Raw genomic sequence first — 18,206 nt, 5'->3', positions numbered from 1 at the left:
GGGTTGGAAACCGGTTCGTGTCGATCCTCGGACACCAATCAGAGTAGAAGCAAAAGGGCCGTTGACCTGGCGTTACTCAGGTGAGCGGCCTTGATCGTTTCTCGGGCTGTTGCCGCCTGGGCTCACTGTGGGCTCACCAACCTGGACGAGGATCGCCCACGGCGGTGGACGACGTCGGCCGCCGAGTCGCCGCCGAGAACCGGGCAGGGCCAGGGCCGGGTTGGCGGGTACGTACGGGCGGTGTGACATCCATCGCCCGTGGGTAGGCCCGGGTGAGCCTGAGACGTTGTCCGGCACATGCCGGAGACGGATGTGGTGGTTATCGGGGCCGGACAGGCGGGGCTGTCCAGCGCGTACCACCTGCGCTCCTCCGGTCTTGACTTGGCCGTCCTGGACGCCAACCCGGCACCCGGCGGGGCGTGGCAGCATCGGTGGCCGACGCTGCGCATGGCGACCGTGCATGGGATCTTCGACCTGCCCGGCATGCGCTTCACGCCTCCGCCGCTGGACGAACCAGCCGCTGACGCGGTGCCGGCCTATTTCGCCGCCTTTGAGAGGGAATTCGGCATCGACGTGCAGCGGCCAGTCGCCGTTACGGCCGTCCGGAACGCTCGCGACGGACGACTCCTGGTCGAATCCGACAACAGCACCTGGATCACCCGGGCACTGATCAACGCCACTGGAACGTGGACCAGGCCGTTCGTGCCGTACTACCCGGGACAGGAAACGTTCCGCGGGCGGCAGCTGCACACCGCCCACTACCGGGGGCCGGCGGAGTTCGCCGGGAAGCGGGTGGTTGTCGTCGGGGGCGGAACGTCGGCCGTGCAGCTCCTGGTCGAGATCGCCGACGTCGCGGCGACGACGACCTGGGTCACCCGCCGGCCGCCGGTGTTCCGGGACGGGCCGTTCAGCCCGGACTACGGACGCGAGGTGGTCGCCAAGGTGGAGGCACGGGTACGGGCCGGACTGCCCCCGGGAAGCATCGCCAGCGCCAGCGAGCTGTCGTGGACACCGCAGCTGCTCGAAGCCCGGGAACGCGGTCTCCTCCTACGCCGGCCGATGTTCGACCGGATCGTCCCCGACGGCGTCCAGTGGCGCGACGGCGCGGCACAGGACGTGGACGTCATCCTCTGGTGCACCGGCTTCCGCCCGGCGCTCGACCACCTGGCCCCGCTGCGGCTGCGAGGGCCCCGCGGCGGCATCGTCGTGGACGGCACCCGGGTGGTCGCCGACCCCCGGATCCACCTGGTCGGCTACGGGCCGTCCGCGAGCACAGTCGGCGCGAACCGCGCCGGGCGGGCAGCGGTCCGCGAGCTGCGCGCGCTTCTGGCGCCCGCCCCGGCCTGACCGAACGGCGACGGTGGATCCGTCAAGGACAGGTGCGGCTGGCGACGGACTGGACCTGCGCGCGTTCGGGCAGGCGCCCGACACAAGCCCTGTAGGTGCCGAAAACACCGTCCGGGCAGGTCAAGCGCGCGTCGTTGTTATTCGTGGTGGAGGCCGCCGAGTCGGTCTCGTCGTCGGATGCTCGGGCAACCCGGTCGGGCGTGTCAGGCCCAAGCAGAGTGGCTGTCAGCCGAGCGGGATGGCACCGAGAAGCCGCCATCCGCGTTGGGAATCGGTTAGTGTCGATCGATCCTCGGTCACAACTTAGTACATGATCCACCGTCTGGGCCGGGACAGCCAGCACCAGCGGGACCCGTCAGCGGGTGATCCGCCGGGGCCGGCCGGGCGCGCCGCCCGGCTTCGGCCGGTAGGCGGGTAGCCCGATGGCGATGGCGAGCATGCAGGCCGCACGGGTGTCGAACGCATCCGAGACGTCCTGGTCGCAGAAGGTCAGGCCGGTGCCGCCGTGACCGAGGGTGAAGGCGGCCAGTTGCAGGCGGCCGGCGGCCACCTCCGCCTCGAACTGGGCGACCCGGTACCCGCGCTCGCCGTACCCGCCGAGCACCTGGTCGAGATCGGCGCAGGCGAAGTCGGTGTACGCCGAGTCGCCGCCGAGCGGCTGGTCGAGGCAGAGCCCCTGGCTCAATGTTCGAACCTTGGGATCCGGCGCCGGCCGGCGCAGCTGCGGCGGGCCGTCGACCTGCTGGTACAGGCCCGGCTCCGTGCCGTGCACCGCGTGGACTGCGACCTCGTGGGAGAGCAGGGTGGTCCCGGTCGGGATCGCGTCGGCGGGGACCGCTCGGGTCGCCGCCGCCATCGCCCAGTGCAGCAGCTCGGCGGGGGCGAGTTGGCGGCGCATGCGCCGGGTGGAGCCGCGGCGCAGGATGACCGACTCGATCGGCTCGCTGCCGGCCCCAACCGGTGCATCGACGGTGTCGGTGGCGCGGGGCAGGCCCGCGACGGCGGCCGCCCGCCAGCCGGTCACGTCGTCGCCCGTGGTGAGCTCACCGGCCTGCTGCACCCGGTTGACCAGCGGGAAGTCGACCGGCGCGGGGGAGAGCGGCGTCGGCGGGAACGGCGGCGGAGGTAGCTCGACCGGCTCGGCGGCGGCGGTCGCGGCGGGCCGGCCGCAGGTGATCACCGCCACCGGGACCTCCGTCACGCCGTCGACGCCGAGCAGGCGAGACACGGCGGCGTCGACGAAGCCTAGCCGTACCCGCGCCGGTAGCCCGTGGCCTTCGGCGACGGCGAGCAGATTCGCCAGCATTGTCCCGGCGTCCCAGTAGACGTGCCGCCAGCCCCGTTCGGCGTACTTCCACGCGGTGCGCCACGGGAGGCCGGTGACGACGAGGGCGAGCGGGCTGGCCGCGACGTCTGGGTCGGCGGTGGCGTCGGCCAGCGCCCGGCGGTGGTCCCCGGCCGCGAGTACCTCCAGGCCGAACACCTCCGGCGCGAAGTGGTACAGCCCGGCGTCGAGCCCGGCCACCTCGCCGGCCACCGCGTACATCTCGAGGGGGTGAAGATTGCCGGCGGAGGGGGCGGCCCTGAACCAGAGGTTGTCTCCGGCGGTTCGGGTGACGCCGGCCGAGTAGAACAGCAGTCGGGCGAGGAGTTCGCCGTCGATGGTCGGGTCGCTCGGCGGTACCCGTCCGGACAGGGTCGCCGCGGCCGGCGCCCCGGTCGGCGGCAGGTCGCGGGGCAGGGGGTGCATCGGCGCCCCGAGATGGCGTTTGAAGGGCTGGGGCCGGTTGCTCGGGTCCATTGGGACGAACCCCGGGACACCCGGCGGCCGGCCGCCGCGACATTGGTTCGTTTGGTGGTGGTAGAGCCGGGTCACCTCGCCGGTGCACATCCGCCGGGCATACCCGCCGGCGCCCGGCGTATGCCCGAACGAGCGCGGTGCCGGGCGCGGCAGCCGTCCGCGGCCCGCACCCGCCGCGCAGCCGTCTTATCTCGGTGCTGTCGCCGGGCGCTGCGGCAGGCACACCTCCCAGCCGGAGGTGGTGAGGTTCGGCACCGGAATCCGGTGCCAGTCCTTGGCCCAGTCGGGCGGGGCGGAGCCCTCGACCAGCAGGGCGAAGCGTCCGGTCGCCGCGGCGTGCCGCAGCTGCGCGATGCTCGCGTTGCGGTTGTATCCCCGGTCCTCCAGCGCACGGCAACCCGCGTAGTAGGCGATCGGGATGGCCTCGTGGCCGGAGATCACGCACGGCGGTCGCACCCCGTGCGACCGCAGGGTCTGGACGAGGCGGGCCCAGTCGCCGCGGCTGCGGACCTGCTCCGTCACGACGTGGTGCAGGATGCCGGCCTGGATGGCGAGGTGGCCGGCGAAGCCCAACGCAACCACGGCGGCAACGACCCGCCGCCACTGACCGACGGCCGTGGAGAACAATGCGGCGAGCCCCGGGATGGCGCAGACCAGAGCAACGGCGTAGGCCGGCAGCAGGAACCGGGGTGCGGAGTATCCGATCAGGAACAGGTACGGGAAGGCCATGGCGGCGGCGACCACGAATGGCAGCCATGCCGTCCGTGCCATGCCCGCCAAGTGAGCCGCCCGGACAGCCAGTGGCACCAGCACCGCCAGCGCCAGCCACCACAGCACCGCCGGCCACCGCACGGGGCTGTCGCACGGGCGGCACAGGATCGGCCCGTCCAGGGTGCTGATCACGTGCCCGAGGGAGAACTGCAGCTTCGTGCCGCCCTGCACCTGACCGGCCTGACAGATGCGTTCCAGGAGCCCGCCGTAGCGCAGCTCGGCCTCGACCGCCCACGGTGCGCCGCCCAGCGCGAGGCCTGCGACCACCGCCGCGGTCAGCCGCCACCGCCGGAACGCGGGCACCGCGACGGCGGCGGCGAGCAGCGGGGCCCGAGCCAGAAGGCGTCGGCCGGACGCATCAGGGCGGCCACGGCGAGGGCGGCGACGAGCCCGAGGTACGCCCCGGGCCGGGCTGGCTCGGCCGTGGCCAGCAGGAAACATCCGACCGCCGCCACCGCCGCCACCGCCGCCACCGCCGCCATCGCCGTGTAGTGGTTGGGCATTGCGGCGTTCGCGTAGAACAGGGCGGTCCAGAGGCTTGCGTACAGCCCGGCGGCGATCGCGGCGGCGCCGGGCCGCCGGGACACCCGCGACCACACCCAGAACGCCAGCCCGAGCGACGCCGCCGCGGTAACGGTGAGGAACAGCCGGAGGACCACGGTGGAATCGAGCCAGGACGCTACGGGCCACACCAGCAGGGTCACGCCCCGGGCGCGCGGTGCGCTCATGAACGCCGGCGGCGCATGGGTGCCGTGCTGGCTCACATAGTCGACGTTTTTCGGTGATCTTGCACCACACGCCACTGGCACCGCCAACGACTGGGCGGCGTCGCCTCACCTCTAACGTGCCGAAGTGGGGTCACACGGCGGCGCGCTGGCGGTAGCGGGCCATTTTGTCGCGGCTGCCGCAGACCTCCATGGAGCACCAACGGCGGCTGCTAGCCCGCGAGGTGTCCAGGTATAGCAGCGTGCACGTGTCGCTGGAGCATTTCCGCAGGCGGTTGGCGTGGGGGCCGGCGAGCAGGTCGACGCCGTCGCGAGCCACGGACGCCAGCAGCCCGCCGGCGGTGGGTTCCACGAGACGTTTCGCCAAGCCGTCCGCCGTGAGCCGGACCGCGGGTGGCGCCTTGGCCGCCCAGCGGTTCACCACATCGATGGCTCGCCGGTCCAGCGGTTCCTGGAAGACCCGGCCACGCATCAGCCGGTAGAGGGCTTCGCGCAAGTCACGGGCGCTGCGGAGGGTCGAGGCGGAAACCGGCACGGTGATGTCGGCCAGACCCGCCTCGATGAACCAGCGCGCGAGGTCGGCCGGGGCAGGGATGCGTTCGACGCTGGGGTCGCGCCACCGCAGGCCGTGGGTCGCGGTGAAGTCGACCGAAACCCGCCCGCCGACGAACCGGAAGGCCGCCTCATCCTGAAACACCGCTCGATGATACCGGTTCAACCGGTATCACAGATCACTCCACGCGCGCTGTTGAGTTACCGGCTCGACTAGTAACGTCTCGACGCATGAGGATTCTTGTCGTCGGGGCGGGCGCGACCGGAGGCTACTTCGGCGCCCAGCTCCAGCAGGCCGGCCGGGACGTCACCTTCCTCGTCCGACCCAAGCGCGCCGACGTGCTCCGCGAGCGCGGGCTGCGAATCACCGGCCTGGGGACCGAGACCGTGCTCATGCCACGGCTCCTGACCGCCGCCGAGATCGACGGGCATTACGACGTCGTTCTCGTCTCGGTGAAGGCCACCGCGCTGCCGGCGGCGATCGACGACGTCGCCGCTGCGGTCGGCCCGCGTACCACGGTGATCCCGTTCTTGAATGGCATGGCCCACATGGACGCGCTGAACGAGCGGTTCGACGTGGACGCCGTGCTCGGCGGCGTAGTCCGCGTCCTCACCACGCTCGACGCCGAGGGTGACATCGTCCGGCTGGGCACCCTGGCCGATATCCTCATCGGCGAACAGCAGGGTGGCACGTCGCAGCGCGTCGAGCAGATCGCTGAGGTGCTGTCCGACGCGGGCTTCGACTTCTCCGTCTCGCCGGACATCCGCGGAGCCATGTGGCACAAGTGGGTCTTCATCAGCACGCTCGGCGCCCTCAACGCCCTGGTACGCGGTTCGGTGGGCGACGCCGTGGCAGTCCCCGGAGGCGACCGCCTCGGCCCGCAGATCGCAGCCGAGGCCGCGGCCGTCGCCGCAGCGGCCGGGTATCCGGTGCCGAAGCAGGTCCTCGACAACGTCCAGGCCTTCGTGACCCGGCCCGGTTCGGCCGACACCGCCTCGCTCTACCGGGATCTGATCGCCAGGCAGCCGACCGAGGCCGAGCAGATCTTCGGCGACCTCACGGCGCGGGCCCGTGCGCTCGGCGTACCCACTCCTCTGCTGGACGCCACGACGGTGGCTCTGCGCGTGCACGAACAGCGCCTCAGCTGCGGATAGTGTGCTGTCATCCAGGCTCAGCCGCCGCTTGGCCTACGTCTGTCGCCCCTCGCTAGGGGGTCAGACGTCGCGCCAATGATGCTGTCTGTGGCGGTGCTGGGGCGCAGAGCAGCGCCATCCAACGGTTCGGAGTACGGGTGTCCTGCGCCTACCTGGCCGGTACGCCCTCACGAGCCTGATCGGCGGCGTCGCCGTCCATAGCCTCGGGGCATCGCCTGCGTGCCAAGGTCGAGATCCTGCCGGCCCTTATGACTGGCGCCGCCGTACCGATCCGCAACCAGGGCACGGCGAGCGGCGGATCCCCGGCGCAAATGACCGGACCCGCTCCGACAACCGAGCCACCCTCGCTGAAGCCCTCCATGCTCGACCTTTGCGTGGACCCCCTACGGCTACCGCTAGTGGAGGCGCTTCTCTTTCCATCAGCAAATCCTTGAGGTGCCAGCTACTTCGCTTGCGTCGCCCCATCCCTCATGCAGCAACCGCTAGCCGTTGCCCGGATGCGAGATGTGTGTTGTGTCCGAGCGGCGACCGGCACTCAGATCTGGGGGATGACGTGCTGGGCGAGTTCGGTGAACTTGCTTTGCGGCACGATCGTTGGGCCGGTGAACAACAGCAGTCGCAGCTCCTTTTCGTAGGGCACGGCGACGGCCAGCACCCGAGCGCCGTCGCTCTCATAGGTAACGGCGTCCGTGCCAAGATCTTTGATCCTGGTCGTCTTCGCGCCGCTCCCGTTGGCGATGGCGTCGATCGACTCTCGCACGGTGTCGGCCCGATCCGGGTTGACCTGCACAATGAAGGAGAGTGCTTCCTGGCCCTCGCGGCCGTAGGCACAGGAGTACCTGCGCCTTGTATCGGTCTCGTCGACCGGCTGTTCCTTGGCGCTCAGCTTCGTGTCGGCGGATCCGCCGAGCACCTTCACGGTTATTTCGGCGGGCAGCAGCTTGCAAGCAGAGGTGATCTCCGCGAGCCGAGCCGGTGCGCTGACTTGCGGCGCGCTCGACGTTGGCGCTTCCCAGGCAACCCCAGCATCCGCCTGCTGCCCGCCACTGCCGCAGGCCGACCCGGTGAGCAGCACCGCTGCCATCGCCGCGGCCATCTCGGCCGAACGACGGGTCCTGCCTCGCTTCATCAACATCGTGCACCTCCTGATCTTCAGGGGGCTGACTCTAACGAGTTCGACCTGTGGGAACAGAAGGAGTTTGTGGCAATGCTCACGAAATTCCCCAATGGCTCCGAGAGTCCACGATCACTGCCGAGGGATCGCACGTGAAAGCCGCTCGCGAACGCCTCTGGCAGCGGCAGAAGCGGATGTTTGCAAGGGTGCGTCTCCGTGTGCGTTGCGCTTCGCCTCGATAGCCCGCTTCTGTCGATCGTGTTGCCGCGTTCTGAGGGGAGCGGCACGAGCGTGGGCAGGAACCCTTCCTACTTGTCGTGCTGTCGGCGCACCATCTCGCTGATCCAGATGGGCGCGAAGGGAGACGTGCAGTTCGGGGGAGTCGGGTAGTCCTTGAGCACCTTCAGGCGCTCACCGATGTCGATTGCACGGGCGCGGTGCTCGGCGTGCTCGATCCCGATCTGAGCCAGGCAGTGGTTCATCGCCCACTGCAGGCGGTCCGGGGCGTCTTTCATCTCCGACTCGATGACGTCGAGCAGTCCTGCGAGGTCGAGGCCCTCGGGCTTCTTGGCCACGCGTTCGGTGGTCAGCGCCCAGCCGGCACTCGCGACCACTGGATCCGGATCGGCGGACCAGGCCAGGCGCAGCTGTTCGGAGTGCGGGTTCTTTTTCACCACGTAGTTCACGAGCCAGTCGTGCACCTTGGGGGTGCGTGCTTCGCGCAACATGACGTCCAACTCGTCACGCTCGAACGCCTTCGGGCGGCAGATCAGGATCGCCAGCAGTCTCGCCGCGGTGTCATCCGTCTCCCAGAGCTGACACGCGAGTTCCTGCTGCGTCCTCAGCCGCTTCGCGAGCGCACGCAGTTTGCTGAGGTTCACACCGTGATCGTCACCGTGTTTCTCGTTCACCTCGCGTGTCTTCGGGTCCTCAAGCTCGGCCAGCTCGGCCATCACCTCGGCCACCGTCGTCTCGGCCACCTCAGCCTCCTGACCATCACGTGTGAGATTCAGCCTACGAGGAAAGCACGGGTGAACCAGGTGATCAGCAAGCGCATGGTCAAGGCCACTATCCGCTATTCGATAAAGTCGCGCGGTCAGCGGCTAGATGTATTGCCCGGCACCGTTGTTGATGCGGCTGATGGGTGGTTGGCCGCCGGGTGAGGTGTGGCTGCGGTGGTGATTGTAGGTGTGTAGCCAGGAAGGTAGGGCGTCGGCGCGGTGCTGGTTGCTGGTGAACGGCTGGGCGTAGGCCCATTCGTCGCACAGGGTCCGGTTGAAGCGTTCGGCTTTGCCGTTGGTCTGGGGCCGGTAGCGGCGGGTGAAGCGGGCGTGGGTGCCGAGGGCGGCCAGGGCGTCGCGCCAGGCGCCTGCGCGGCGGTAGGTCAGGCGTTGTCGGTGATGACCTGTTCGATGCGGCTGATGCCGTGGGCGGCGACGTGATCGGCGGCGCGGCGCAGGAAGCCGGCACAGGTGTCGGCTTTCTCGTCGGGGTGGATTTCGGCGTCGGCGAGGCGGGTGTGGTCGTCGATGGCGCGGTGGACGTAGTCGAAGCCGACGCGGCCGCTTCAATCGTTGCCGGGGTCTTGCCGGGCAGCCGGCGGGCGACGCTGGGCCGGTCGCGTAGACCGGCCTCACCCTCGGCCCGCCAGCGGGCCAGCCATTTGTAGCCGGTACCGAATCTGCCGAAAGTAGTGCGCTCGGCGCGGGCTAGCTGACCCGGCGCTGGACGCGCCACAGGCCGACCGCCGCGAGCAGCGCGCTGATACCGAGATGCAACGCCAGTTCGATCCATTGGAAGGGCCAGAAGCGCCCGTTGGGCTGGTAGGCCATGTCGACGTGGAGGTCGAGCTTGCCGAGACACACCGCAGTGTCACCGAACCTGCCGGTGGCACCAGTCTTCGGGGCGTTGTTGAAACACTCGTCAAAGGCGGCGTCGGACAGCTGCCGGCCGTCAGGTGTCAAGAGCCTGCTGGTGTTCGTGACCCAGGCGTCCGGTATCTCTACCCCTTTGACGACCGGCCCGCCGGTGATGCTGCCCAGCGCCCGGGCCTGGTTGATGGTGTCGGCACTCATCGATACGGTGACCCGCTCGGCGGGCATGTAGTTCGGTCGCAGCAGGTTCGGTACGGCGACCTGCACCGCGATCACGGCTAGGAACACCATCGCCATCGCCGGCAGGGTGCGGCGTACCAGCAGCCCGGTGACGGCGCCGAGCGTGAAGCCGAAGACGGCGTACCCGATTGGCGCGACACCACGCGCGCCGAACAGGATCGCGCTGAACCGGTCGCCGGCCACCTGGTCGACCGGAACCGCTGCCCACGTCAACAGCGCGCTGAGCGTACCGGCGACGGCCATGCTGGCAAGGCCGAGGACCGTCAGCTTGACCGCGAGCCAGCGGCGGCGGGGCACACTTTGGTTCCACACCAGCCGATGGGTACCGGTCTCCAGTTCCCGAGCGATGAGCGGCGCGCCCCAGAACGCACCGACGAGCGCGGGTACCAGACCGAAACCGGCGGCGAGGAACAGCATCGTCTGCCCGTACTGGCTCGGAAGCTGGGATGTGTCGCGCACGGCACGGATGTCCCCGCCGAGGCGCACCAGGTAGATGGCGGTCAGGACCAACAGGAACGCTCCGACGAGCGCCTGGATACGGAACTGCCGCAAGCTCATCCTGATCATCGCGCCACCGCCGCACTCGCGCGGGGCGCGGCACCCGCTCCGGCGGCCCGCGACATGTAGGCGAGGACCAGTTCCTCCAGCGTGACCGGCTCGGCGTCCCGCGCCGCGGCACCGTCCCGTGCCGCCGCATCGCCCCGGACCAGGGCGCGGCCACGCTCCGCCCAGATAACCTCGACCGCGGCGGCCATCCTGGCCGGATCGCCAGCGATCCTGTGGTGCGAGGCGAGCAGATCCCGTACCGGACCGGCGATCTGGATGCGCGAGTCGCAGAGTACGACGAGGTAGTCACAGACCTGCTCGACATCGCTCAACAGGTGCGAGGAGAGCACGGCACTGGCGCCGAGTTCGCCCACGAACTCCACGAGACCGCGCATGAAGCCTTTGCGCGCCAGGGGATCCAGCGCGGCGGCCGGTTCGTCGAAAATGAGCAGCTCGGGTCGTTTCGCAGCGGCGATGGCCAACGCGAGCTGCGCGCGCTGGCCGCCGGACAGCCGGCCCGCCTTCTGCGCCGGGTCGAGGCCGACCTCGGCGATGCGCCGCTTGGCCAGCGCCGGGTCCCAGGACGGGTTCAGCCAGGCACCCATCCTCAGGTGGTCGGCGATGCTGAACGAGGCGTACACCGGAGTGTCCTGGGCGACGAAGCCGACCCGGGCCAGGTGCGCCGCGTTGGCTGCCGGTCTGGACCCGAGGACGGACAACGTACCCGCAGTCGGTGCGAGCAGGCCGCAGGCTAGCTGGAGGAGTGTGGACTTACCGGCGCCGTTCGGGCCGACAAGCCCGACGACATGCCCGCGCGGGATCATCAGGTCACAGTCAGTCAATGCCGTGCGGCGGCCGTACCGTTTGGTCAGCCGCTCGGCGTGCAGTACGAGTGGTGTTTCCATAGGCTCATCCTGCGAACGGCGGGCGCGCCGGGCATCGGTCCAAAGCAGGGGCTGGTGCGCAGACGACCCTACTTTTGACCGGTTCGCGCGAGCCGGCGATTTCCTAGCGTCCTCGGCATGAACACGACACACCGAACGGCAATGAACGCGGTACTGGGGCTGGTCTTCGTCACCGGGCTCGGGCTCACGGCGTATCTGATCGCGGACAGTTGGGGCGGGCTCAATTGGTTGTTCGACTTCGTGGCCGGGGTGGTTGCAGGGCTGCTCGCGCTGCTGCGCGGGCCGCAGCGGACCTGGCCGGTGGCGGGGGGACTCGCGGTCGCGGCGGTGGCGATCGTGGTGGCCCGGGTCGCCGACCTGCCGCAGGAGCCTGGACCGGTCACCGCGCTGGCGCTTGCCGTACTCGTCGGCTCGGGGATCCGGACGCTGCCGGGACCGCGCGCCGCGGCCGTTGCGGCCGGCGGGTTCACGGTGGTGGTGGGCACCTGGCTGACCGCGCTTCCGGACGCGGCGGGCTTCACCGTGGTGACCGTCGTGAACACGGTCACCTGGTTGGTTGCCGTGGCGCTTGGGATCGCCCTGCGTGCGGCCGGGCGGGCCTCGTAGCTTGAACAGGGTGAGCATCTGGGACCGGCTGTTCGGGGTCGCGGCCACGGCGGGACTCGCCGTGGTCTTCCTCGCCGCGATCGGCATTGAGGCCGTTGCGATCGCGCAGACGTGGGGCGCCCGGTACTGGCTCGCGGGCGGTGCGGCCGCCGTCGTGGTCTGTGTGTTGACGCTGGTACGGCGGCGGCAGCGGGCGTGGGCGGCTGTCGCCGGTCTCGGGACCGCTGGACTGGCCATCGCGGCGGCCCGGGTGTTCCACCTCCCGACCGAGCCGGGACCGGCCATGGCGCTGGCGCTCGCCGTACTCGTCGGGTCGGCGGTGCGCGCGCTGCCTGCCGTACCTGCTGGTGCGCTCGCCGCCGGAGGGCTCGCGGTGGTCGGCGGCGCCTATCTCGCCGCCCGGCCGCAGTCCTCGGGCGCCTCGGGGGTCGTGGCGATGAACGCCGCGGCCTGGCTCGGCGCGGTCGGGGTCGGGCTGGCGCTGCGGCTGCTGGACGACCGGGCGGCGGCCACCGCGGAGAAAGTACGCCGGGACGAGCGGCTGGAGCTGGCCCGGGAACTGCACGACGTGGTGGCCCATCACATCACCGGCATGCTGATCCAGGCGCAGGCCGCCCACGTCGTCGCGCGTAAGAACCCGGGGCAGGTGGCAGGGTCGCTGACCGGGATCGAGGCCGCCGGCACCGAGGCGCTGCGCGCCATGCGCGGCGTGGTCGGGCTGCTACGCGACGTTGAGGACGCGCCGCCCGCCTCGGCCGGGCCGGAACAGCTCGGCGTACTCGTCGAGCGCTTCAACCGGCAAGGCCCGCCGGTGCGCCTACGGGTACCCGACGAGAGCGCGGCATGGCCGCCGGAGGTGACCAGCACCGTGTACCGGATCGTCCGGGAGGCGCTGACGAACGTGGCCCGCCACGCGCCGCACGCCCACGGCGTCACCGTCACCGTCGACCAGAACCCCGCTGGCGTCACGGTCGAAGTGGTCGACGACGCGCCGCCGGGCCCCGCCCGCGCCTTTCCCCGCGGCGGGTACGGCCTCATCGGCATGCGCGAACGCGTCGAAACCCTCGGCGGTACGCTGCACACCGGTCCCCGCCCCGACGCCGGCTGGTCGGTCCTGGCCACCCTGCCTATCCACGATGGACTGTCACGAGGACGATCCGCGTCCTGCTCGCCGACGACCAGGCGATGATCCGTAGCGGCCTGAAGCTCATCCTCGAAGACCAGCCGGACATCAGCGTCATCGCCGAGGCGTCAGACGGTGTCGACGCGATCGCGCAGGCCCGCCAATTGCGTCCCGACGTCTGCCTGGTGGACATCCGGATGCCCCGGCTCGACGGCATCGAAGTGACCCGGGCATTGGCCGGGCCCCGCGTACCCAACCCGATGCGGGTCATCGTGGTCACCACGTTCGACCTCGACGAATACGTGTACGGCGCGCTACGCGGCGGCGCGGCCGGCTTCATCCTCAAGGACGCCGGCCCGGCCCTGCTCGTCGAGGCGGTACGCGCCGCCCACAACGGCGATGCGCTCGTCTCCCCGTCGATCACCGTACGGCTGCTACGCCACCTGACCACGCCGAAACCAGAACCCGACAAGTCGCTGCCGTCGTTGTCGGAACGCGAAATCGAGGTGGTCCGGGAGATCGCACGCGGCCGCACCAACCTGGAGATCGGGGCCGAGCTGTTCATCTCCCTGAGTACGGTCAAAAGCCACGTCTCGACCATCCAGACGAAACTCCGCCTACGCAACCGCACCGAGATCGCCGTCTGGGCCTGGGAGCACCGGATCGTCGAAACCGCTTGAACGGCAGACAAGCAGCGGCATCGCGCGGACGGATGGGAACTGCCCGACGGACCTCCACTCGGGAACGGACCTGGTGTCCGTCTCAGTATCCGGATCTGCCGCCAACCGCGTCACCCAACGTAGGTGCATGGACGCTGGTGTTGACATGCTGGGTGAGAAGTGGACCCTGCTGATCCTTCGAGAGGTCTGGTACGGCGCAGCCCGCTTCAGCGACTTCGAACGCATCTTTGGGATGCCCCCGCAATCTGCTCGCTGAGCGGCTCCGCAAGCTCGTCGAGCACGGCATCCTGTCCACCGAGCCATACCAGGAGGCAGGCTTTCGCAGCCGACTCCGGTACGTGATCACACCCAAGGGGACCGATCTGGCGCCGGCAGTGCTAGGACTGATGCAGTGGGGCGACCGATACCGCGCCGACTCGGCGGGCCCGGCCATCATCACCCGCCACGACAGGTGCGGCGCCCAACTCTCCGTGCAGGTCCGATGCGAGCACGATCACCACGTCCAGGCGAACGACACCCAAGCCGCACCTGGCCCAGGCTTTCGAATGAAGGCGGACCAGTGATGCGACCAGCGCTGGACAGGCGCGCGCCGGATCTACTCCCATCCGGTCTGGACGTCGGCGCCGAGCCCGACGGCTCGACGTCCAGGACCTGCCTCACTCGTTGAGCGAGGTGGCGAAATCCGGCCACAGCAGTCGGCGGGTGGTTGGGATGGGAGATCAGGATTGGGTGCGGCAGAAGACGAGGCGCGTTCAGCCAGGAGTGTCGAGCGAACAGAGACGTTCAGCGACGCGGTGCTCGCCATCATCATCACCCTGCTCGTGCTCGACCTGAAGCCGCCCCAGATCAGACCCGGCCACCTGTTGCGGGGGCTGCTCGAAGAATGGCCGGCGTACCTGGCGTACGCCACGTCGTTCCTCAACCTGGCAGCGATCTGGCTGGCACATCGCTACGTGTTCGAGCGCATCCGGGCGACCAGCCCGCCGCTGAACTGGGCCAACCTCGCCATATTGTTCAGCTCAGCGCTGGTACCCTTTCCGACCGCCGTGGTCGCCCGATTCCTGAAGGCGGGCAATCAGGGCGACATCCAGACCGCAATCGCCCTCTATGCCCTCGTCGGCGCCCTGATGCTAATCAGCGCGTGGATCTTCTACCAGTACGCCGTCCGGCACCCCGAGTTGATCCATGCGGGCGGCGGCAAGTACCTCCGGCAGGAGCGGACCAAGGCACTGATCGGCACCGCGCTCTTTCTCGGTGGGGGCCTACTCGGGTACGTCTCCCCTTGGATCGCGTTTGCGCTCTTTCTCGCCGTACCCCTCTACACCGGCATCACGACCCCTCGCTAGTACTCCAGCCGTAGATCTTGCTCTGGGCAGGTCCGGCAAGTGAGACGGCACAGGCAGCGTCCATCACGGGTTGCTGTGTACCGGTCAATGGTCGAAGCGCAGATGATGCGCGGTGAGTGGATTGGCCTTGAGCGGGCGCGGATCACGCTGGGGACCATGTGGAGCGGTGGATCACCCAGCAGCCGAGCCTGCGCCCCCGGACTGCGGCGCTCTACCGATGGCTGCTCGGCAAGCACATCGCGCCGTACCTGGGCGCAGTGGAGCTAGGCCGGTGGACAAGCCGATGACCCCGGCTAGGCCTCATCAGAGGCGTCGAGTGGCTTGCGCCAGACCGACACGTGGCTCTCGCTGTCGGACGTGAAGGGCGCCCCGTCCCAGTCCGCCACACGCTGCTCCAGCGTCAAGCCGGCCAGCCGCGCCATGAGGTCGCACTCGGCGGGCCAGATGTAGCGGAAGTTGCTGTAGCCGTAGCGCGTGCTCCCATCGTCCAGCCGCCGGTAGTGGTGAGAGGTCCCCTGCTGCGTGACCATGTCGTAGGTGTCGAAGCCGACGTGCCGGTCGGTCACCTCGAACGGCACCGCCGACTGCCCCGGGGGGAACCACCGGATGCCCGGCACCCACAGCTCGACGACGAAGCGACCCCCCGGCGACAGGTGCCGGGCGGCGTTGCGGAAGCACCGCACCTGCTCGTCCTGGGTGCACAGGTTGCCGATGCTGTTCCACACGACGTACACGAGCGAGAACTGGCCGGGGACGGTCGTCGTGGCCATGTCACCGATGACGACCGGCAAGTCCTCCGCGGGCACCTTGCGCCGCAGCCGGTCGGCCATCGGCTGCGACAGCTCGATCCCGGTCACGGAGATGCCTCGGGCGGCGAGCGGGATCGCCACCCGGCCCGTGCCGATCGCGAGCTCCAGCGCGGGGCCGGAACCCGCCAGCCGTGCGAGGAAGTCCACGGCGGGGTCGAGCACGTGGGGTGCAAACATCTCGGCCGAGATGTCGTCGTACCGCTCCGCGGTGTCCTCGTCCCAAAGGTCGCTGCTCGTCACGGGCACGAGCCTGCTTGCCTCCCTGCGCTCACGCTACCCATTTACGAAGGGGCGGCGTGCGTCCACTTGGGCAAGCTTGGTCACGCCATCCAAACTCATTCGTTCATGCCGCTGACCGCGCGACTTCGCCGGACGTAGTGCGGCGATGTAAGGGTGGCTTTGGGGGCCCATGGCCCTCGAGCTCAGGACCTAACTCCCGGTCTCGGATGATCGGTCGGCCGTGAGACGCCCGAGGAGCTCGACGAGTCGGGTGAGGTCGGCGGTCGACCAGTCCTGCGTGCGGGTGTAGAACTCCTTGCCGCGCTCCTCGAGCGTTGCCGAGACCCGTTGCCGACCTTCTGGGCTGAGTCGGACGATGATGCTGCGCCGGTCGTCCGGGGCCGGTGAGCTGTCCAGCAAGCCGAGTGATCGCATCTTGCCGATCAGGCTGCTGGTGGAGCTGCGGTCCATTCCGACGGCCTCGGCGACCTCGCTGGGCCGTGCTGGCCCGAAGGCGTAGAGCCAGCGCGCGATGTGGAACGCGGCCGGTTGCAGGTGCGGATGGAAGTGCGCGGCGCTGCGTTCGCTCAACGCCCGGGTCGCGCTGATGAGGGCGTTGATCCGCTCACCGAGAGCCAGCTCGATCTTGTGCCGGCTCTCGTCCACGGGTGAGGTAGTTTGCATATCTCCACCATATCAGGCTACGGTAATGGGCATCGGCAAACTACTTCGAGCGGAGATGGTCGTGGCCACGGCTCTTCGTCGTATCATTGTTCCGGCTGCAGATCCAGCATCTGTCAGCAACCATGGTCGGTGTGCGGCAAACCGCCAGCCGTCTTGGGCCACCCTCGGAGTCGCCGTGCTCGGCAGGTTCATGGCCGTCGCCACCAGCGCACACTTCAGCGATCTTCTTGACCACTCGGGTCTGCCTACCGCGCTGACCCCGGCCGCTCAAGCGATTCGGCAGGGACCGCCGTCGCTGGCGGCGTCGCGCCGAATCCCGAGGGAGCCACCCCAACTCGCCGCCGCCCTGACCGACTACACGAACATGTCGTTCCTCGCCGGCAAGCAGACGACCCTGCTGGTCGGCGCCGTCATATAGCCGCTGCCGCGCGCTCATTGCCCTGGCCGTTCGCCGGCGCGCCCGCCATCAGCGGGCCGCCGACGCCGTCGAGGCCGACCACCCCTTCGTCACCGGATGACCCAGCGCCGACAAACCTTGGAACAGGACCGTCATGGAACCCACGATCGTCGTCACCGGCGCCACCAGCGGACTCGGCCGCCTGGCCGCCATCAAACTCGCCCAACAGGGCGCCCGCATCATCATCACCGCCCGCAGCCAGCAGAAGGCGGAACAGACCTGCCAGGAGATCGGCACCGACCGCGTGGACGCATTCCTCGGCGACTTCACCCGGCTCGACGACGTCCGGCGTATCGGCCACGAGATCGCCGACCGCTACGACCACATCGACGTACTCGTCAACAACGCCGGCATCCACGCCTTCCAGCCACGCACCACCCCCGACGGCTACCCCGAAATGGTGGCCGTCAACTACCTCGCCCCCTGGCTACTGACCCACACACTGCTGCCCGCACTTCAGCGAGCCCCCGCCGCCAGGATCGTCAACGTCGCGTCCGAAGCTTCCCGCCGTCACGGAACGCTCCGGATCCCGCAGGATCTCACCGACACAAGCCCGTTCAGCGCGCGCGGGTCATCCGAGCGCTACGGCAAGACGAAACTGCTCGACATCATGTTCACGATGAAACTCGCCCGCCGTCTCGCCGGCACCACCATCACCGCAAACTGCCTCGACCCCGGCTTCAACACCACCGGCCTCGGCCGCGAGCTCCGCTTCGCTGGCATCCTCCGAAAGGTCCTCACCCGGCTCAGGATCGGCGACCCCGCGCGCGGCACCGGCCTCATCGTCGCCCTCGCCACCGACTCCCGCTTCACCGGACGCACTGGCGGCTACTACACCGTCCGCGGAACCCGCCAGATTCAGCCCACGCCACCAGGGAACGACCCGAGCGCGCAGGCCCAACTCTGGTACGAAACCCAGCAACTCCTCGAACCCGTAGCCAGGTAGGCCTCGGCGGCGATGCGCGCGCCCCAACCGTGAGGAACCGCGTCCCGCACGGGTTGACGTCGATGAGGCAGCGGTCGTCGTCCCCGATGCGGGGCCAGGGCGCCGGGAACCGGGCGGCGGGAGCGTCGTCGCCGGCGAGGAGCATATCGAGGCCGTACGCCGACAGCTCGTCGTCCCGGCGGATCACGACGAGCCGGCGGTGCGGCCACCGCTGGACGGCGGGCGTGTCCGCAGTGTGGGCGACACCCGGTACGCGAGGAGCGTTCGCCGGCACGCGGAAGGACGCCACGAGGCGAGGGCTGATGC

At 69.6% G+C, this 18,206-nt stretch carries 19 protein-coding genes and 3 pseudogenes; 10 read left to right on the top strand and 12 right to left on the bottom strand.

The genetic code is table 11. The annotated features are described in order from the left end of the window. The first annotated feature begins 297 nt into the window (after positions 1-297). Positions 298-1,347: an FAD-dependent oxidoreductase gene (locus ACFOYX_RS04160; RefSeq protein ID WP_322439573.1), complete on the top strand. Its 1,050-nt coding sequence runs from the start codon at positions 298-300 to the stop codon at positions 1,345-1,347. Between the two features lie 355 nt (positions 1,348-1,702). Here ACFOYX_RS04160 and ACFOYX_RS04155 read toward each other — a convergent pair whose 3' ends face one another. From ACFOYX_RS04155 to ACFOYX_RS04140, 4 genes are all read right to left on the bottom strand, one after another. Next, the gene (locus ACFOYX_RS04155) at positions 1,703-3,148 is read right to left on the bottom strand and encodes a SagB family peptide dehydrogenase (protein WP_322439572.1); all 1,446 of its coding nucleotides are present in this window, start codon (positions 3,146-3,148) and stop codon (positions 1,703-1,705) included. Positions 3,149-3,334: 186 nt separating this feature from the next. Continuing rightward, on the bottom strand, positions 3,335-4,222 hold the full coding sequence (locus ACFOYX_RS04150) for a hypothetical protein (protein WP_322439571.1): 888 nt from the start codon (positions 4,220-4,222) through the stop codon (positions 3,335-3,337). Next, a complete protein-coding gene (locus tag ACFOYX_RS04145; protein ID WP_322439570.1) occupies positions 4,195-4,683 on the bottom strand; it encodes a hypothetical protein in 489 nt (162 codons plus the stop codon). The genes ACFOYX_RS04150 and ACFOYX_RS04145 overlap by 28 nt, the downstream gene beginning before the upstream one ends. Before the next feature lie 94 nt (positions 4,684-4,777). Continuing rightward, a complete protein-coding gene (locus ACFOYX_RS04140; RefSeq protein WP_377533813.1) occupies positions 4,778-5,341 on the bottom strand; it encodes a CGNR zinc finger domain-containing protein in 564 nt (187 codons plus the stop codon). An 86-nt stretch (positions 5,342-5,427) separates the two neighbouring features. Here ACFOYX_RS04140 and ACFOYX_RS04135 point away from each other — a divergent pair, with 86 nt between their 5' ends. Beyond that, positions 5,428-6,351 (top strand): ketopantoate reductase family protein, encoded by a 924-nt coding sequence (locus ACFOYX_RS04135; RefSeq protein WP_322439568.1) that lies wholly within the window; start codon positions 5,428-5,430, stop codon positions 6,349-6,351. Between the two features lie 535 nt (positions 6,352-6,886). Here the strand turns inward: ACFOYX_RS04135 and ACFOYX_RS04130 are convergent. Beyond that, entirely contained in the window at positions 6,887-7,486 is a 600-nt protein-coding gene (locus ACFOYX_RS04130) for a hypothetical protein (RefSeq protein WP_322439567.1), read from the bottom strand. Positions 7,487-7,773: 287 nt separating this feature from the next. Then, on the bottom strand, positions 7,774-8,445 hold the full coding sequence (locus ACFOYX_RS04125; protein ID WP_322439566.1) for a DNA alkylation repair protein: 672 nt from the start codon (positions 8,443-8,445) through the stop codon (positions 7,774-7,776). A 51-nt stretch (positions 8,446-8,496) separates the two neighbouring features. Between ACFOYX_RS04125 and ACFOYX_RS04120 the strand changes: the two genes are divergently transcribed. Next, the gene (locus tag ACFOYX_RS04120) at positions 8,497-8,628 is read left to right on the top strand and encodes a hypothetical protein (protein WP_322439565.1); all 132 of its coding nucleotides are present in this window, start codon (positions 8,497-8,499) and stop codon (positions 8,626-8,628) included. Here the strand turns inward: ACFOYX_RS04120 and ACFOYX_RS04115 are convergent. The 4 genes and pseudogenes from ACFOYX_RS04115 to ACFOYX_RS04100 form a co-directional block, all read right to left on the bottom strand. After that, a pseudogene (locus ACFOYX_RS04115) lies at positions 8,569-9,023 on the bottom strand (integrase core domain-containing protein); the annotation flags it as partial. The gene ACFOYX_RS04120 and the pseudogene ACFOYX_RS04115 overlap by 60 nt on opposite strands. 71 nt (positions 9,024-9,094) lie before the next feature. Then, positions 9,095-9,202 (bottom strand): annotated as a pseudogene (locus ACFOYX_RS04110) (hypothetical protein); the annotation flags it as partial. Then, positions 9,175-10,137: an ABC transporter permease subunit gene (locus tag ACFOYX_RS04105; protein ID WP_322439564.1), complete on the bottom strand. Its 963-nt coding sequence runs from the start codon at positions 10,135-10,137 to the stop codon at positions 9,175-9,177. The gene ACFOYX_RS04105 and the pseudogene ACFOYX_RS04110, both read right to left, overlap by 28 nt. A 5-nt stretch (positions 10,138-10,142) precedes the next feature. Beyond that, complete coding sequence (locus tag ACFOYX_RS04100) at positions 10,143-11,030, bottom strand: ABC transporter ATP-binding protein (RefSeq protein ID WP_322439563.1); 888 nt, start codon at positions 11,028-11,030, stop codon at positions 10,143-10,145. 117 nt (positions 11,031-11,147) lie between these two features. Between ACFOYX_RS04100 and ACFOYX_RS04095 the strand changes: the two genes are divergently transcribed. From ACFOYX_RS04095 to ACFOYX_RS04075, 5 genes and pseudogenes are all read left to right on the top strand, one after another. Then, positions 11,148-11,636: a hypothetical protein gene (locus ACFOYX_RS04095; protein ID WP_322439562.1), complete on the top strand. Its 489-nt coding sequence runs from the start codon at positions 11,148-11,150 to the stop codon at positions 11,634-11,636. A gap of 10 nt (positions 11,637-11,646) precedes the next feature. Further along, positions 11,647-12,825: a histidine kinase gene (locus ACFOYX_RS04090; protein WP_322439561.1), complete on the top strand. Its 1,179-nt coding sequence runs from the start codon at positions 11,647-11,649 to the stop codon at positions 12,823-12,825. Then, on the top strand, positions 12,822-13,439 hold the full coding sequence (locus ACFOYX_RS04085; protein ID WP_322439560.1) for a response regulator transcription factor: 618 nt from the start codon (positions 12,822-12,824) through the stop codon (positions 13,437-13,439). The genes ACFOYX_RS04090 and ACFOYX_RS04085 overlap by 4 nt, the downstream gene beginning before the upstream one ends. 127 nt (positions 13,440-13,566) lie before the next feature. Further along, positions 13,567-14,002 (top strand): annotated as a pseudogene (locus tag ACFOYX_RS04080) (winged helix-turn-helix transcriptional regulator). Positions 14,003-14,164: 162 nt separating this feature from the next. Further along, on the top strand, positions 14,165-14,785 hold the full coding sequence (locus ACFOYX_RS04075; RefSeq protein WP_322439558.1) for a TMEM175 family protein: 621 nt from the start codon (positions 14,165-14,167) through the stop codon (positions 14,783-14,785). A gap of 293 nt (positions 14,786-15,078) precedes the next feature. Here the strand turns inward: ACFOYX_RS04075 and ACFOYX_RS04070 are convergent, their stop codons facing one another. Both ACFOYX_RS04070 and ACFOYX_RS04065 read right to left on the bottom strand, forming a co-directional pair. Beyond that, positions 15,079-15,834: a class I SAM-dependent methyltransferase gene (locus tag ACFOYX_RS04070; RefSeq protein ID WP_322439557.1), complete on the bottom strand. Its 756-nt coding sequence runs from the start codon at positions 15,832-15,834 to the stop codon at positions 15,079-15,081. Positions 15,835-16,023: 189 nt separating this feature from the next. Further along, entirely contained in the window at positions 16,024-16,497 is a 474-nt protein-coding gene (locus tag ACFOYX_RS04065; protein ID WP_322439556.1) for a MarR family transcriptional regulator, read from the bottom strand. 175 nt (positions 16,498-16,672) lie between these two features. On the opposite strand from ACFOYX_RS04065, the gene ACFOYX_RS04060 reads away from it, so the two are divergent. Together ACFOYX_RS04060 and ACFOYX_RS04055 are read left to right on the top strand one after the other, a co-directional pair. Then, entirely contained in the window at positions 16,673-16,915 is a 243-nt protein-coding gene (locus ACFOYX_RS04060; protein WP_322439555.1) for a hypothetical protein, read from the top strand. A 133-nt stretch (positions 16,916-17,048) separates the two neighbouring features. Then, on the top strand, positions 17,049-17,900 hold the full coding sequence (locus ACFOYX_RS04055; protein WP_322439554.1) for an SDR family NAD(P)-dependent oxidoreductase: 852 nt from the start codon (positions 17,049-17,051) through the stop codon (positions 17,898-17,900). Positions 17,901-18,206 lie beyond the last annotated feature (306 nt).

Origin of the sequence: Micromonospora sp. GCM10011541, from assembly GCF_042650725.1 — a bacterium.
In the GTDB taxonomy this organism is placed as follows: domain Bacteria; phylum Actinomycetota; class Actinomycetes; order Mycobacteriales; family Micromonosporaceae; genus Micromonospora; species Micromonospora sicca.
The sequence above is the reverse complement of the archived record's forward strand: the minus strand, read 5'-3'. Positions and strand labels throughout refer to the sequence as shown.

Bases quoted from the DNA above. Each gene is read 5' to 3' on its own strand.
- ACFOYX_RS04160 (WP_322439573.1), top strand. From the start codon at position 298: ATGCCGGAGACGGATGTGGTGGTTATCGGGGCCGGACAGGCGGGGCTG.
- ACFOYX_RS04155 (WP_322439572.1), bottom strand. From the start codon at position 3,148: ATGGACCCGAGCAACCGGCCCCAGCCCTTCAAACGCCATCTCGGGGCG.
- ACFOYX_RS04135 (WP_322439568.1), top strand. From the start codon at position 5,428: ATGAGGATTCTTGTCGTCGGGGCGGGCGCGACCGGAGGCTACTTCGGC.
- ACFOYX_RS04130 (WP_322439567.1), bottom strand. From the start codon at position 7,486: ATGTTGATGAAGCGAGGCAGGACCCGTCGTTCGGCCGAGATGGCCGCG.
- ACFOYX_RS04105 (WP_322439564.1), bottom strand. From the start codon at position 10,137: ATGAGCTTGCGGCAGTTCCGTATCCAGGCGCTCGTCGGAGCGTTCCTG.
- ACFOYX_RS04100 (WP_322439563.1), bottom strand. From the start codon at position 11,030: ATGGAAACACCACTCGTACTGCACGCCGAGCGGCTGACCAAACGGTAC.
- ACFOYX_RS04095 (WP_322439562.1), top strand. From the start codon at position 11,148: ATGAACACGACACACCGAACGGCAATGAACGCGGTACTGGGGCTGGTC.
- ACFOYX_RS04085 (WP_322439560.1), top strand. From the start codon at position 12,822: ATGATCCGTAGCGGCCTGAAGCTCATCCTCGAAGACCAGCCGGACATC.
- ACFOYX_RS04065 (WP_322439556.1), bottom strand. From the start codon at position 16,497: ATGCAAACTACCTCACCCGTGGACGAGAGCCGGCACAAGATCGAGCTG.
- ACFOYX_RS04055 (WP_322439554.1), top strand. From the start codon at position 17,049: ATGGAACCCACGATCGTCGTCACCGGCGCCACCAGCGGACTCGGCCGC.